Below are 15,284 nucleotides of genomic sequence, written 5' to 3'. Positions count from 1 at the left end.
CTGACTCAGTCCTTGGGCTTGAATGTGTCGAACGCCGTCTTGCGCAGCGTCGCGCACTCCGTGCCGTCCCATTCACTGGCCTTGCAGGTGATCATGATCGAGTAACCGTGGTCGGCGTCCACCTTGAAGCCCCTGTTGAGGACCCGTACCCGCTCGCCGCGCTGATTGCGCTCGAACTCCCAGTCGGCCACGGTCGGATACCCGTTGTACTCGACCTGCCCGATGCCGATGTGCTTGTATCCGTCGCTGGTGGCCCGAGTTCCGGCCATCGCGGCGGTCCAAGCGGCAACGGCATCGTCCTTGGGGCTGTCGTTGAAGTCGACCTGGACCCGCGGGAATCCGCCGTTCACGCTGAAGATCCCGCCGGAGCTCACGCCTGCCACACCGGTCTGCTTGAAGGCCTTGGGCATCGCCATGGTGAAGTGGAACCGGTCGTTCGACACCATCACGTATCCGGCCGGCAGACCGTTGCCGCCCGCGGGGCCATCGGCCTTCGGCGTCTCGGCCCCCTGCCCACCGTTGTCGGTGCCGGTGTCGCCGCCGCCGTCCTGGCCGGTGTCCTTGGGATCGTCCTCCGTCTTGCCCTTGTCGCCGCTGCCAGTGCCGCTGCTCGTTCCGGCCGAAGCTGTCTTGTCGCCCTTGGTCTTGCTCTGGCCGCCCTCGTCGCCGCCGCCGAGCGTCAGATAGAGCGCGGTGGCCAGCACGGCCAGCACGACGACGACCGCGATGACGACAAGCGTGCGGCGAGGCACGACATCGGTGAGCGGTGCGCGCGGCGGCGTGGGCCGCTGCGGCTCGGGCGCGGGCTTCGGGTCCGTCTTGTCGGTCGCCGCCGCGTTCCGTACGGAGCGCAGCGCACCGCGGACCCGGTCGGCGGCCGGATCGCGCGGCTTGGCCACCGGCGGCGGAGGAATCGGCGGCAGGGCTATGGCCCGAGTGGCGTCCGGCGGCGGCTCCGGCTCGAAGCCACCCTCGGACTCCTCGGGCGCCCGAAGCACATCGGTCAGCAACGCCCGCGCACCCGCGTCGTCGAGCCGCTGCTCCGGATCCTTGGCGAGCAGGCCGTAGATGACCTCCTCCAGCGGGCCCGCGTTCTTCGGCGGGTCGAGCGGCTCGGTCATCACGGCGGTCAGCGTCGCGATGGCGGAACCCTTGTCGTACGGCGGGCAGCCTTCAACGCTCGCGTACAACAGCCCGCCCAGCGACCACAGGTCGGCCGCGGGACCGGGCTTGTGGCCACGGGCACGCTCCGGCGAGATGTACGAAGGCGCGCCGACGAGCATGCCGGTGGAGGTGATCGAGGGGTCGCCCTCGACCTGCGCGATGCCGAAGTCGGTGAGCACCACGCGCCCGTCCTCGGCGATCAGGACGTTGGACGGCTTCACATCGCGGTGCAGGATGCCTTCGCGGTGCGCGGACCGCAGTACGTCCAGAATCGCGAGCCCGACCTCGGCGGCCCGCCGCGGCGTCAGCGTGCCGTCCTCGCGCACGGCCTCGGCGAGGGACTTGCCCTCGACCAGCTCCATCACGATCCACGGGCGGTCGTCCTCGTCGACCACGTCGTACACCGTAACCGCGCTGTTGTTGCGGATCCGGGCGATCGCCTTGGCCTCGCGGAGGGTACGCGTGATGAGCCGGCGCTTCTCCTCCTCGTCGATGCTGTTCGGAAAGCGCAGCTCCTTGACGGCGACAGTGCGCCCGAGGGTCTCGTCCACGGCCCGCCAGACGGTTCCCATCCCGCCGCGGCCGAGGACTCCACCGAGCCGGTACCGCCCGGCAAGCAGCCGCCCTTCGGCCTCCCGCCCATAACTCCGCCCACCGGCCCCGCCGGTGCTCCCCTTGGCGGCCACCGCCACGGCCTCCTTCGCGGAAGCCTGCCGCGGCAGACTGACGGCCCGCTGGACGTCGCCACCGGACGGGCCGTCGGACTCGGCATCAGCCGCCGGGTCGGCCTCGGGCCGAGCTGCCGCCCGCGGTTCGGACCGGGCTCCGCCGCGTACGGGCGCACCGGCCTCGGACTCGGCGTCAGCCGCCGGGTCGGCCTCGGGCCGAGCGTCAGCGCCCGCGTCGTCGTCGCTCGCGTCGTCGCTCGCCTCAGTCACGGCCTTCGCCTCAGCGCCCGCTTCGGACCCGGCGTCAGCAACCGGTGCCGCCACCGCTCCCGACTTCGCCGCAGGCTCAGCCTCGGTCTCGGCGTTCGGCTTCGCATCCGACCCTGCCCGGACGTCCGACCCCGTCTCGGGCTCCGGCTTCGCCGCGCGCTCCGCGTCCGAACCGGCTCCGGTCTCGGCGTCAGCGTCGGTCTTCGGCTCGGCATCGGGCTGCGCACCGCTCGGGCCCTCGGCCACCGCAGGCTCCACGTCCGAACCGGTCCCGGCGTCAGGCTGCACGCCGGTCGCGCCCTCGGCCGCGGCGGGCTCCGCAGAGCCCTGCGGAGGGACCGCCTTCCGGGCCTCACCCCCCGGACCGGCCATGTCCCGCTGGGGTTCCCGCGACTGCTCCGCCTCCGACATGCGTCCCCTCTGCGATCCCTGATCTTCGCCCGCGACTGCCGCTCCCGCGCGATGCGGTAACACGCCCTGGCAGAGCCTCCATTGTCCCTCACTCCGGGACCGGCGTTTCTCCCGGGTCCGCCGACCGCCGGGACGGGTCCGGGAGGCCGGGACCACCCACCATGCCACTACTCGGGGCCAAGCCGGCGCCTTGGCTGGTCGTGGCCCTGCCCGGCCACCCCATGCAACCGGCCGCCCACGCAGGCAGAACGGGCCGATCAGAGCGGGTCGATCAGAGCGGCACGATGTCCGGCGCGCCCAGCCGCGCCGCGTCCGCCGTCAGATCGTCCGGCTGCCGCTGCGACTCGCGCTCCGCCTCCACCCGCTTCTCGTAGTGCTCCACCTCCTTCTCGATGTGCTCCTTGTCCCAGCCCAGCACCGGCGCCATCAGGTCGGCGCACTCGCGCGCGCTGCGCGTCCCCCGGTCGAAGGTCTCGATCGAGATCCGGGTCCGCCGAGTCAGCACGTCGTCCAGGTGCCGTGCCCCTTCGTGCGAGGCCGCGTAGACGACCTCGGCCCGCAGATAGTCCTCCGCACCGACGAGCGGCTCGCCGAGCTTCGGGTCGTCGGCGATGAGCGCGAGCAGCTCCTCGACCATGGAGCCGTACCGGTTCAACAGATGCTCCACCCGGACCACATGAAGGCCCGTCTGCGCGGCGATCCTCGCCCGCGCGTTCCACAGCGCCGAGTAGCCCTCCGCGCCGACCAGCGGCACGTTCTCCGTGACGCAGTCCGCGACGCGCTGGTCGAGGCCGTGCACCGCCGCGTCCACCGCGTCCTTCGCCATCACGCGGTACGTCGTGTACTTTCCACCGGCGACGACCACCAGACCCGGCACCGGATGCGCCACCGTGTGCTCGCGCGAGAGCTTGCTGGTCGCGTCCGACTCGCCCGCGAGCAGCGGCCGCAGCCCCGCGTACACCCCTTGGACGTCGTCCCGCGTCAGCGGCACGGCGAGCACCGAGTTGACGTGCTCCAACAGATAGTCGATGTCCGCGCTGGACGCCGCCGGATGCGCCTTGTCGAGGTCCCACTCGGTGTCCGTGGTGCCGACGATCCAGTGCCGTCCCCAGGGGATGACGAACAGCACCGACTTCTCGGTCCGCAGGATCAGCCCGGTCGTGGAGTGGATCCGGTCCTTGGGCACCACCAGGTGAATGCCCTTGGAGGCGCGCACATGGAACTGTCCGCGCTCGCCGATCAGCGCCTGCGTGTCGTCCGTCCACACGCCCGTCGCATTGACTATCTGCTTGGCGCGGATCTCGTACTCCCCGCCGCCCTCGACGTCCTGAACCCGCGCCCCGACGACCCGCTCACCCTCCCGCAGGAAGCCGATCACCCGGGCCCGGCTGGCGACTTGGGCCCCATAGCTCGCGGCCGTGCGCACCAGGGTCGCCACGTAGCGCGCGTCGTCCATCTGAGCGTCGTAGTACTGCAACGCGCCGACCAGCGCGTCCTTCTTGAGGGCCGGTGCCACCCGCAGCGCCTGCCGCCGCGACAGGTGCCGGTGCACAGGCAGCCCTCGTCCGTGTCCCGACGACACGGACATCGCGTCGTACAGCGCGACGCCCGATCCCGCGTACAGACGCTCCCAGCCCTTGTGCTGCAGCGGATACAGGAACGGCACCGGCTTCACCAGATGCGGCGCCAGCCGCTCCAGCAGCAGCCCGCGCTCCTTCAGCGCCTCCCGGACGAGCGCGAAGTCCAGCATCTCCAGATAGCGCAGCCCGCCATGGATGAGCTTGCTCGACCGGCTCGATGTGCCCGACGCCCAGTCACGCGCCTCCACCAGGCCGGTGGAGAGCCCTCTTGTCGCGGCGTCCAGCGCGGTCCCGGCGCCGACCACGCCCGCGCCGACCACCAGCACGTCCAGTTCACGCTCGGCCATTGCCGCGAGCGCCTCGGCGCGCTCCTCGGGTCCCAGTGTCGCTGTCCTCACTGCGCTGCCTCCCGTCGCCCCCGTGTGCCCTGTGCGGTCAGGCTCACAACGTCGATTCTGTCCGCAGTCGACGACTTCAGCCACCGCCTGTGGATAACACTCGGACAGCCACGAGCTCGCAATACGGCATAACGGTCATATTTACGCCTAGTCTGACATTGCGCCTGCCCGTTCTGCCCACAGGGCTTGCGCTATCGCTCCCCTCCGGTTAAGGGAAGGACGGGCCTACAACATGCCCGCAGATCTCGCCGTCATCGGACTCGGTCACATCGGCCTGCCGCTCGCCCAGGCCGCCGTCGCCGCCGGCATCGAGACCATCGGCTACGACGCCGACCCGCGGCAGCTCAGCGACCCGGCGGCGGGACGCACGCCGGCCGACATTCGCCGCATGCTGTCCGGCGGGTTCAGAACCGTCACCGACCCGGCCGAACTCGGCCGCGTACGCACCGCGGCGATCTGTGTCCCCACCCCGCTCGGCCCGGACGGCGGCCTCGACCTCACGGGCCTCGCCGAGGCCGCTCGCACGCTGGCCGCGCGGCTGCGCCCGCACACCACCGTGGTGCTCGAATCGGCGGTCCAGCCGGGCACGACGGAGACCTTCCTGCGGCCGATCCTCGAAGAAGGCTCCGGGCTGCGGGCCGGCCGCGACTTCCATCTCGCCCACTCCCCCAGCCGCGTCGACCCCGGCAGCCGTACGCACGGCTGTGCCAACACCCCCAAGGTCATCGGCGGCCTCACCCCGGCCTGCACCGAAGCTGCCGCCGCCTTCTACGGCCGCCTCACCGACAAGGTGGTCCGCGCCCGCGGCCCGCGCGAGGCCGAGACCGTCAAGGTCCTCGAAACGAACTTCCGCCATGTCAACATCGCGCTGGTCAACGAGATGGCGGTGCTCTGCCACGACCTCGGCGTCGACCTCTGGGACGTGATCCGCTGCGCCGAGACCAAGCCGTTCGGTTTCCAGGCCTTCCGCCCGGGCCCCGGCGTCGGCGGCCACGGCGTCCCGCTGGACCCCAGCTGCATCCCGCACAGCGGCCGCACGCCGGGCCATCCGCTGCGGATCGTCGGACTCGCGCAGGACATCAACAACCGCATGCCGCAGTACGTCATCCAGCGCTGCGCCTCGCTCCTGAACGAGCACGGCAAATCGGCCCGCGGCGCGCGGGTGCTGCTCCTCGGCATCACCTACAAGCCAGACCTCGCCGACCTGGAAAGCTCGCCGGCCACCGAGATCGCCCGCCGTCTGATGGACCTGGGTGCCGCGGTCAGCTACCACGACCCGTACGTCCCGGCCTGGCGGGTCCGCGAACAGCCGGTCCCCCGCGCGGACTCGCTCTACGAGTCCGCGGCAGCCGCCGACTTGACGGTTCTGCTCCAGCACCACCGCACCTACGACCTCCAGGGCCTGGCGGTGAAGGCCCAACTCCTGCTGGACACAAGAGGGGCGACTCCTGCCGGGGCCGCGCACCGCCTGTAAGGCGGTGCCCGACAACCCAGTGCCGCACTGTCCGACTGGGCTGCTAGTGTCCGGGACTTCCGCTCGCACACCCGTGCATGCATTCGTCCCTGGGGGAAGTCACTTATGAGCCAGCCCGTTCCACCGCCGTCCGGCAACCCGTTCGCCGACCCGGGAGCCGCCTACGCGCCCGTTCCGCCGCCGGCTCCCGCGCGTGACAACGTCGGACTCGGCATCGTCGTCGCACTCGTCGCCGCCCTGGCCGGCGCGGCCGCGTACGGCGCACTCGGCGCTGCCATCGAGCGCGAGATCGGCTACGCGGCCATCGGCGTGGGCGCTCTCATCGGCTTCGCCGCCGGCAAGGTCGGCGGCCGCAACCCGGCGCTGCCCTTCGTCAGCGGGCTGCTCGCGCTGCCGGCCGTGTACCTGGGCCAGCTGATCGCCATCGCGGCCATCGTGGCCGATCTCCAGCAGACCGCGTTCGCGGACATCTTCGTCGACCGGTTCGGCGACCTGGTCGACACGTGGAGCAAAGCGGCGGACGGCATGACGTACGTCTTCCTCGTCATCGGCGCCGTCGCCGCCTACGGCGCCGCCAAGAAGGCCAACGCCTGATCCCGCTGTACGTGAAGGGGCCCGGCACCATCACGGTGCCGGGCCCCTTCACGTACAGCGGGAAAACGAAAAAGCGTCAGCGCTTGTGCTGCGAGTCCGCCACCGTCACCTCGACGCGCTGGAACTCCTTCAGCTCGCTGTAGCCCGTCGTCGCCATCGCCCGGCGCAGCGCGCCGAAGAAGTTCATCGAACCGTCCGGCGAGTGCGAGGGACCCGTGAGGATCTCCTCCGTCGTGCCCACGATGCCGAGGTCCACCAGCTTGCCGCGCGGCACGTCCTCGTGGACCGCCTCCATGCCCCAGTGGTGCCCCTTGCCCGGCGCGTCCGTCGCGCGGGCCAGCGGGGAGCCGATCATCACCGCGTCCGCGCCGCACGCGACGGCCTTCGGCAGGTCGCCCGACCAGCCGACGCCGCCGTCCGCGATGACGTGGACATAGCGGCCGCCGGACTCGTCCATGTAGTCGCGACGGGCCGCGGCCACATCGGCCACCGCCGTCGCCATTGGGACCTGGATGCCCAGCACGTTGCGCGTGGTGTGCGCGGCCCCGCCGCCGAAGCCGACCAGCACGCCCGCCGCGCCCGTACGCATCAGGTGCAGCGCGGCCGTGTAGGTGGCGCAGCCGCCGACGATGACCGGGACGTCGAGCTCGTAGATGAACTGCTTCAGGTTCAGCGGCTCCGCCGCACCCGAGACGTGCTCCGCCGAGACCGTCGTGCCACGGATGACGAAGATGTCCACACCCGCGTCCACCACGGCCTTGGAGAACTGCGCGGTGCGCTGCGGCGAGAGCGCGGCCGCGGTGACCACACCCGAGTCGCGCACCTCCTTGATCCGCTGCCCGATCAGCTCTTCCTTGATCGGCTCGGCGTAGATCTCCTGCAGACGGCGGGTCGCGGCCTCGGTCTCGAGACCGGAGATCTCGTCGAGCAGCGGCTGCGGGTCCTCGTAACGGGTCCACAGACCCTCGAGGTTCAGTACGCCAAGACCGCCCATCTCGCCGATGCGGATCGCGGTCTGCGGCGAGACCACCGAGTCCATCGGAGCGGCCAGGAAGGGCAGCTCGAAGCGGTAGGCGTCGATCTGCCAGGCGATCGAGACCTCCTTCGGGTCCCGCGTACGCCGGCTCGGTACGACGGCGATGTCATCGAACGCGTACGCCCGGCGGCCGCGCTTGCCGCGCCCGATCTCGATCTCAGTCACGTTGTGTGGCCTTTCCCTCTACGTCTGCGCCTACCAGTATCCCCGACGCATGCATGAGGGGCGGGGGCGGGGGGCCCCCGCCCCCCCCCCCCCCCCAGCCGCCGCAGCAGAACACCGGGATTTAGCGGCACCGGCCCCCGGACCGATTGGGGGACGGGGGGGGGAGTGTCGACCCCCCCCGCCCCCCCGCCCCCCCCCCCCCCCCCCCCCCCCGCGGGGGGGGGCGCCCCCCCCCCCCCCCCCCCCGCCCCTCCAAGCACGCGTGCGCTACTTACGGCTGTAGTTCGGCGCCTCGACCGTCATCTGGATGTCGTGCGGGTGGCTCTCCTTGAGCCCCGCCGACGTGATCCGCACGAACCGGCCGCGCTGCTGCAGCTCCGGAACCGTCCGGCCGCCGACGTAGAACATCGACTGCCGCAGCCCGCCGGTCAGTTGGTGCACGACCGCGGAGAGCGGGCCTCGGTAGGGCACCTGGCCCTCGATGCCCTCGGGCACCAGCTTCTCGTCGGAGGCGACGCCCTCCTGGAAGTACCGGTCCTTGGAGAAGGAGCGCTGCTCGCCGCGGGACTGCATCGCGCCGAGCGAACCCATGCCGCGGTACGACTTGAACTGCTTGCCGTTGATGAACAGCAGCTCGCCGGGCGACTCCTCGCAGCCCGCGAGCAGCGAGCCGAGCATCACCGTGTCCGCGCCCGCGACCAGCGCCTTGGCGATGTCGCCGGAGTACTGCAGACCGCCGTCGCCGATCACCGGGACGCCGGCCGCCTTGGCGGCGAGCGCGGCCTCGTAGATCGCCGTGACCTGCGGGACTCCGATGCCCGCGACCACTCGGGTCGTACAGATGGAGCCAGGGCCCACACCGACCTTGATGCCGTCGACGCCCGCGTCGATCAGCGCCTGGGCGCCGTCACGTGTGGCGATATTGCCGCCGATGACATCCACCGAGGAGTTCGACTTGATCTTGGAGACCATGTCCCCGACGAGCCTGGAGTGGCCGTGCGCGGTGTCGACGACGATGAAGTCGACGCCCGCCTCGATCAGCGCCTGGGCCCGCTCGAAGGCGTCGCCCGCGACACCGACGGCCGCGCCGACCAGCAGCCGGCCGTCCTTGTCCTTCGCGGCCATCGGGTACTTCTCGGCCTTGACGAAGTCCTTGACCGTGATCAGGCCCTTGAGCACGCCCGCGTCGTCGACCAGCGGAAGCTTCTCGATCTTGTGCCGGCGCAGCAGCTCCATGGCGTCCACACCGGAGATCCCGACCTTGCCGGTGACCAGCGGCATCGGGGTCATGACCTCGCGCACCTGGCGGCTGCGGTCCGACTCGAAGGCCATGTCGCGGTTGGTGACGATGCCGAGCAGCTTGCCGCCGCGGTCGGTCACCGGGACGCCGCTGATGCGGAACTTCGCGCACAGCTGGTCGGCCTCGCCGAGCGTCGCGTCCGGGTTCACCGTGATCGGGTCGGTGACCATGCCGGACTCGGAGCGCTTCACCAGGTCGACCTGGTTGGCCTGGTCGGCAATGGAGAGATTGCGGTGCAGCACGCCCGCGCCGCCCTGGCGGGCCATCGCGATGGCCATCCGGGCCTCGGTGACCTTGTCCATGGCGGCGGAGAGCAGCGGGATGTTCACCCGCACGTTCTTCGAGATGTACGAGGCGGTGTCGATCTGGTCGGGCGCCATGTCCGACGAGCCCGGCAGCAGCAGCACATCGTCGTAGGTCAGCCCGAGTGTCGCGAATTTATCGGGCACTCCGTCGACGTTGGTCATGACACCTTCCCCAATGGCCTTGATCGGTGCGGATGTCCATGCTAACGGGCTCCGCGGCAGTCTCATTCCACGATCAAGATCACCGAGCAGCTTTGTGCGTTCGTACGGACACATTCGTACACACGCGACCGTACGGCTCCGACGAACTCCGCCGCTCGGTTACTGCTCAGCCAGTGCGCGCAGCCGGCTCAGCGCCCTGTGCTGCGCCACCCGTACCGCGCCGGGCGACATCCCCAGCATCTGGCCCGTCTCCTCGGCGGTCAGACCGACCGCGACCCGCAGCACCAGCAGCTCCCGCTGGTTCTCCGGAAGATTGGCGAGAAGTTTCTTCGCCCACTCCGCGTCGTCGGAGAGCAGGGCGCGCTCCTCGGGACCGAGAGAGTCGTCCGGCCGCTCCGGCATCTCGTCGGACGGCACGGCCGTCGAGCCCGGGTGGCGCATGGCCGCGCGCTGCAGATCGGCGACCTTGTGCGAGGCGATGGCGAAGACAAAGGCCTCGAAGGGCCTTCCGGTGTCCTTGTAGCGAGGCAGCGCCATCAGCACCGCGACACAGACCTCCTGTGCGAGGTCCTCCACGAAGTGGCGCGCATCGCCCGGCAGACGGCTCAGCCTGGTGCGGCAGTAGCGAATCGCGAGCGGATGGACATGCGCGAGCAGGTCGTGCGTGGCCTGCTCGTCGCCGTCGACGGCACGGTGAACGAGCGCACCGATGGCCCCCTGGGCACTCGCCCCGTCGTCGTCGCGCATCGGTCCATGGTGCCTTGGCGGCCGTTCGTCCGTGGCACCGCGTCCAATGTTGTGCACCGAAGCGTTATGAGCAGTGTTTTGAGTAGGTGCGCCGGAACTCATGGCCTGCGCCCTCCCCTTCCGCTCGACCGACTCGTCCCCGAGGAACTCCACATCTCAAGGATGCGGCATCCCGAGCGAAACGAGTGCCCGCGGACGTCCGTCTCCCCGCCCACCGTACGGCGGGCGGGGTCCGGCGTACCCCCGCGGCGGCCCACTCGCCCGGTCCTAGCGGACCAGGCCCCAGCGGAATCCGAGCGCCACGGCGTGCGCCCGGTCCGAGGCGCCCAGCTTCTTGAAAAGCCGCCTGGCGTGCGTCTTCACCGTGTCCTCGGAGAGGAAGAGCTCGCGCCCGATCTCGGCGTTGGACCGGCCGTGGCTCATTCCTTCGAGCACCTGGATCTCGCGCGCGGTAAGCGTGGGCGCAGCACCCATTTCGGCGGACCGGAGTCGGCGCGGCGCGAGCCGCCACGTCGGGTCGGCGAGCGCCTGGGTGACCGTCGCCCGCAGCTCGGCGCGCGACGCGTCCTTGTGCAGATAGCCGCGCGCCCCTGCGGCGACCGCGAGTGCGACGCCGTCCAGGTCCTCTGCGACGGTGAGCATGATGATCCGGGCGCCGGGGTCGGCGGAGAGCAGCCGGCGGACCGTCTCGACGCCGCCCAGACCGGGCATGCGTACGTCCATCAGAATCAGGTCCGAGCGGTCGGCGCCCCAGCGGCGGAGCACTTCCTCGCCGTTGGCCGCGGTCGTCACGCGCTCAACGCCGGGCACGGTCGCGACCGCGCGGCGAAGCGCCTCTCGGGCAAGCGGGGAGTCGTCGCAGACGAGGACGGATGTCATGGCCGCCCTCCGCAGCTGATGCGCGTCACCTTGAGCCTCCAGGCTGGGTACGTTTCGTCACCTGTGCGGTTGAACGCTTTCGGACATGTGCCCGAGCGCTTGTTCCTTCAACCGCCTCCGCACTCTCAACGACGGTCACTCGAAAGAGTTACGGGTCGGACTGCCGCCTTCAGCACTCTATGTGAGGGGTCGTGCGCGGCCGAGAGCTTTGCAGGTCAACGGTCCTTCACTCAGAAGCTATGCCCCATTTAGCGGCTTTTCTTCCCTTTATGTGGTGTCTGTGGCTAGATTCGCAATGAGTCATATTTACATCTACTTACACAGTAGATGTACGGTCGTGGGGCATGGTGCGGGTGCCGGATGCGGCTCGTATCCCCGCTCGCACGCGACCTGACCCGTATCCACTCAGCCAGGTTTCAAGGGGCAAGCGCTATGGCAGATTTCTCCCGCCTTCCCGGACCCAACGCCGACTTGTGGGACTGGCAGCTCCTCGCGGCCTGCCGCGGGGTGGACAGCTCGCTCTTCTTCCACCCCGAGGGGGAGCGGGGCGCGGCACGGAGTGCGCGCGAGAACTCGGCAAAAGAGGTCTGCATGAGGTGCCCGGTCCGCGCGGAGTGCGCGGCGCACGCGCTGGCGGTGCGGGAGCCGTACGGCGTCTGGGGCGGACTGACGGAGGACGAGCGCGAGGAGCTCATGGGGCGTGCGCGGCATCGACTGATCCCCGCGACCAGCGTCACCGGCGCCGGGCGGGGCTGACCCTCAAAGCTCGAAATCGTTCGAAGAAACGTTCCTGCACACCACCCTCGTCCGCGGGCCGGACGAGGGTGGTCGCGTCAGCGCGGAGCGGCCAGCACCAGTTGGTTCAGCGTGGCCGCGACGGCGGGCACCTGGGCCAGATCGGGCAGCGTCAGGGCGACGATCTCGCGCTCGACCTTCGGCTCGACGGTGACGGTGCGCGCGCCCTTGGGCCGTACCGACTCCAGCGCGAGCTCCGGCAGCACCGCCACGCCGAGACCCGCTCCGACCAGGCCGATCACCGCCGGATAGTCGTCGGTGGCGAAGTCGATGCGCGGCGTGAAACCGGCCTCCTCGCAGACCTCGACCAACTGGCGGCGGCAGCGCGGACAGCCCGCGATCCACGGCTCGTCGGCGAGATCGCCGATGGTGACGGTGTCCGCGGCGGCCAGCCGGTGGTTCTGCGGGATCAGCCCGACGAGACGGTCGGTGAGCAGCGGCCGGACGATCAGGTCGTCCCACTCCGTGGCCGCGCCGCCGTAGCGGAAGGCGAGCGCCACATCGCAGTCACCCTCACGGAGCATCTCCACCGAACGCGGCGGCTCCGCGTCGACCAGCGAGACCTTGGTGCCGGGGTGTGCCGCGCGCAGTGCGGCGAGGGCGGTGGGCACCAGCGCGGACGAGCCGCTGGGGAACGACACGAGGCGCACCCGGCCGGCCCGCAGTCCGGCGATGGCCGCGACCTCCTCCTCGGCGGCCGTCAGTCCGGCGAGGATGCCGGAGGCGTGCCGCACGAGCGCTTCACCCGCTTGGGTCAACCGCATCTCCCGGCCTGTACGGATGAGCAGCGGCGTGCCCGCCGAGGTCTCGAGTGCCTTCATCTGCTGGCTGACGGCGGGCTGTGTGCAGCCGAGCGTGCGCGCGGCGGCGGAGAAGGAACCGGTGGCGGCCACTGCTCGCAGCACTCGGAGATGACGGGCTTCGATCACGCACTGAATATAAGCGCCGCTTTGGGCTGGAGCGAATTACTGAGTGGATCGTTTGAGACGGTGGAGTTAGCGTGATGTCATGAAGCTTCTGACCGTGAATGTGGGCCGGCCCAAGATCGTGGAGTACTCCGATGCCCCGGGCGGTGCGACGGGAATCGACAAACGGCCGGCCGAAGGCGCCGTTCGAGTGGTCGACCCCGGCCCGAAGGGCGAAGGCGGCAGCGGGCTCGTCGGCGACACTATCTGCGATCTGCGCCACCACGGCGGGACGCATCAGGCGGTGTACGCCTACGCCCGCGAGGATCTGGACTTCTGGGAGCGGGAGTTGGGCCGCCCGATCTCCAACGGCACCTTCGGCGAGAACCTCACCACGGTCGGGCTCGACGTCGGCGGCGCGAAGATCGGCGAGCGCTGGCGGATCGGCGACGACCTGGTGATCGAGGTGACGAGCGGCCGCCTGCCCTGTCGTACGTTCGCCTCCTGGCTCGGCGAGCAGGGCTGGGTCAAGCGCTTCACGCGGCACGGCGCCCCCGGCGCGTATCTGAAGGTCGTGGAGCCCGGCGAGATCCGCGCGGGTGACGCGATCGAGATCGTGCACCGGCCGGACCACGAGGTGACGGTCGATCTGGCGTTCCGCGCCGAGACCACCGAGCGGGCGCTGCTGCCGAAGGTGCTGGCGGCGGGCGACGCGCTCCATCCCGAGCTGCTGCGGGCGGCGCGCGACTACGTGGAGAAGTACAGCGCGTAGCCGCACGGGTCGTAGGGGAAATCCCTTAGTAAGTAAGGGAGTTGTTGGGGGGCGGGCCGGGGTCGGTCCCCGATGCTCCCGCGAGTGGCCTCCGGGACGCTCGTTGTATGCCTCGAACTCCTCGCCAGAAGCCGCCCCGGCCGAAGCGCTCGGTCCTCAAGCGCATCCTCATTGTGCTCTCGACGGTCGTCGCCGTCATCGCCCTCGCGCTCGGCGGCGGCGCCCTGTGGCTCTACTCCAGTGCCACGGTCTCCACCGCCGGCACGGAGTTCAGCAACGAGCTGGCCGTGCCGCCGCTCGCGAAGTCGACGGTGAAGCGCGACGGAACCCGGGTCTTCCAACTGACCATGCAGAGCGGCCAGAAGGAGTTCACGGCCGGCCGGCAGACGCCCACCTGGGGCTTCAACGGCGACCATCTCGGGCCGACGCTGCGCGCCGCGCGCGGCGAGAAGGTCGAGGTGAAGATCAAGAACACCCTCGGCGAGGAGTCCACCGTCCACTGGCACGGCATGCACCTGCCCGCGAAGATGGACGGCGGCCCGCACCAGATGGTCGCCCCCGGAGCGACCTTCACCCCGCGCTGGGCGGTCGACCAGCCCGCCGCCACCCTCTGGTACCACCCGCATCCGCACGGCAAGACGGAAAAGCATGTGCAGCGCGGACTGGCCGGGATGTTCCTGCTCGACGACCAGAAGTCCGCGCGGCTGCCGCTGCCGAAGAAGTACGGCGTCGACGATCTGCCGGTCATGGTCCAGGACGTGAAGTTCGACGGCGCGAAGTTCGACCACGGGAAGGGGTTGCTCCGGGACACCGGCTTCCTCGGTGACCGCACGATGGTCAACGGCACTCTCGATCCGTACAAGGAGGTCGGCGACGAGCTCGTACGGCTGCGGCTGCTCAACGCCTCGACCGCCCGCATCTACGACTTCGGGTTCGCCGACAACCGCCGGTTCGCGCTGATCGGGACCGACGGCGGGCTGCTGGAGAAGCCGGCCCGGACGGACCGGATCCAGCTGTCGCCCGGCGAGCGCGCCGAGATTGTCGTGCGGATGCAGCCCGGCGAGCGCACCGTGCTGCGCAGCTTCCCGCACAAGAGCTACGGCGGCGGCTGGGAGGCGCGGTTCGCCGGCGGCGACGACACCTTCGACGTACTTCAGCTGCGCGCGGCGAACACGCTGCGGCCCTCGCCCGAACTGCCGGGCACACTCGGCGAACTGGAGGTGCCGGACGGCACCGATTCCGTGCGCGAGCGGTTCTTCGGCCTGCTGACGACCGGCATCAACGGCAAGGCGATGAAGATGAACCGGATCGACGAGACCGTCGTCCGCGGCACGGCCGAGACCTGGACCGTACGCAACGAGCACGGCACTCCGCACAACTTCCATGTGCACGATGTGCAGTTCCGCGTGCTGGAGGTGGACGGAAAGGAGCCGCCGCCCGAGCTGCGCGGCGCGAAGGACACGGTATTCGTCCCTCCGCACAAGACCGTGAAGCTCGCGATGCGGTTCGACGGGCCTGCGGACCCCAACACTCCGTATATGTACCACTGCCATCTGCTGTACCACGAGGACCTGGGGATGATGGGCCAGTTCGTGGTGGTCGAGAAGGGCCAGAAGGCGGGGCAGGTGCGTACGCCGCACTCACACGCGGGGCACTAAC

The 15,284-nt window shown here is 70.3% G+C and carries 12 protein-coding genes; 5 read left to right on the top strand and 7 right to left on the bottom strand.

The genetic code is table 11. The features are described from left to right. Window positions 1–5: 5 nt before the first annotated feature. Together ACH4YL_RS28655 and ACH4YL_RS28650 are read right to left on the bottom strand one after the other, a co-directional pair. Window positions 6–2,513: a protein kinase gene (locus tag ACH4YL_RS28655; protein ID WP_398510322.1), complete on the bottom strand. Its 2,508-nt coding sequence runs from the start codon at window positions 2,511–2,513 to the stop codon at window positions 6–8. A gap of 271 nt (window positions 2,514–2,784) precedes the next feature. Continuing rightward, window positions 2,785–4,491: a glycerol-3-phosphate dehydrogenase/oxidase gene (locus ACH4YL_RS28650; RefSeq protein WP_398510321.1), complete on the bottom strand. Its 1,707-nt coding sequence runs from the start codon at window positions 4,489–4,491 to the stop codon at window positions 2,785–2,787. A 232-nt stretch (window positions 4,492–4,723) separates the two neighbouring features. On the opposite strand from ACH4YL_RS28650, the gene ACH4YL_RS28645 reads away from it, so the two are divergent. Next, complete coding sequence (locus ACH4YL_RS28645; RefSeq protein ID WP_398510320.1) at window positions 4,724–5,965, top strand: nucleotide sugar dehydrogenase; 1,242 nt, start codon at window positions 4,724–4,726, stop codon at window positions 5,963–5,965. Window positions 5,966–6,070: 105 nt separating this feature from the next. Continuing rightward, the gene (locus tag ACH4YL_RS28640; RefSeq protein ID WP_398510319.1) at window positions 6,071–6,559 is read left to right on the top strand and encodes a hypothetical protein; all 489 of its coding nucleotides are present in this window, start codon (window positions 6,071–6,073) and stop codon (window positions 6,557–6,559) included. Between the two features lie 76 nt (window positions 6,560–6,635). Here ACH4YL_RS28640 and ACH4YL_RS28635 read toward each other — a convergent pair whose 3' ends face one another. From ACH4YL_RS28635 to ACH4YL_RS28620, 4 genes are all read right to left on the bottom strand, one after another. Beyond that, the gene (locus ACH4YL_RS28635; RefSeq protein ID WP_398510318.1) at window positions 6,636–7,760 is read right to left on the bottom strand and encodes a GuaB3 family IMP dehydrogenase-related protein; all 1,125 of its coding nucleotides are present in this window, start codon (window positions 7,758–7,760) and stop codon (window positions 6,636–6,638) included. A 267-nt stretch (window positions 7,761–8,027) separates the two neighbouring features. Continuing rightward, window positions 8,028–9,527, bottom strand: coding sequence for an IMP dehydrogenase (gene guaB, locus ACH4YL_RS28630; RefSeq protein ID WP_398510317.1), 1,500 nt, complete (start codon window positions 9,525–9,527; stop codon window positions 8,028–8,030). Between the two features lie 159 nt (window positions 9,528–9,686). Continuing rightward, window positions 9,687–10,274, bottom strand: a complete 588-nt coding sequence (locus tag ACH4YL_RS28625; RefSeq protein WP_398510316.1) for a sigma-70 family RNA polymerase sigma factor — start codon at window positions 10,272–10,274, stop codon at window positions 9,687–9,689. A 267-nt stretch (window positions 10,275–10,541) separates the two neighbouring features. After that, window positions 10,542–11,153: a response regulator transcription factor gene (locus ACH4YL_RS28620; protein ID WP_003948568.1), complete on the bottom strand. Its 612-nt coding sequence runs from the start codon at window positions 11,151–11,153 to the stop codon at window positions 10,542–10,544. Between the two features lie 432 nt (window positions 11,154–11,585). On the opposite strand from ACH4YL_RS28620, the gene ACH4YL_RS28615 reads away from it, so the two are divergent. Continuing rightward, the gene (locus ACH4YL_RS28615) at window positions 11,586–11,909 is read left to right on the top strand and encodes a WhiB family transcriptional regulator (RefSeq protein ID WP_398510315.1); all 324 of its coding nucleotides are present in this window, start codon (window positions 11,586–11,588) and stop codon (window positions 11,907–11,909) included. 77 nt (window positions 11,910–11,986) lie between these two features. Here ACH4YL_RS28615 and ACH4YL_RS28610 read toward each other — a convergent pair whose 3' ends face one another. Next, window positions 11,987–12,877 (bottom strand): LysR family transcriptional regulator, encoded by an 891-nt coding sequence (locus ACH4YL_RS28610; RefSeq protein WP_398510314.1) that lies wholly within the window; start codon window positions 12,875–12,877, stop codon window positions 11,987–11,989. A gap of 79 nt (window positions 12,878–12,956) precedes the next feature. Between ACH4YL_RS28610 and ACH4YL_RS28605 the strand changes: the two genes are divergently transcribed. Both ACH4YL_RS28605 and ACH4YL_RS28600 read left to right on the top strand, forming a co-directional pair. Further along, window positions 12,957–13,625, top strand: a complete 669-nt coding sequence (locus ACH4YL_RS28605; RefSeq protein ID WP_398510313.1) for an MOSC domain-containing protein — start codon at window positions 12,957–12,959, stop codon at window positions 13,623–13,625. A 107-nt stretch (window positions 13,626–13,732) separates the two neighbouring features. Beyond that, the gene (locus ACH4YL_RS28600; protein WP_398510312.1) at window positions 13,733–15,283 is read left to right on the top strand and encodes a multicopper oxidase family protein; all 1,551 of its coding nucleotides are present in this window, start codon (window positions 13,733–13,735) and stop codon (window positions 15,281–15,283) included. The last annotated feature ends 1 nt before the right edge of the window (window position 15,284 follow it).

Source organism: Streptomyces sp. NPDC020681, assembly GCF_044334895.1.
Classification (GTDB): domain Bacteria; phylum Actinomycetota; class Actinomycetes; order Streptomycetales; family Streptomycetaceae; genus Streptomyces.
Note: the sequence above shows the minus strand (reverse complement) of the source record. Positions and strands in the feature narration are given on the sequence as shown.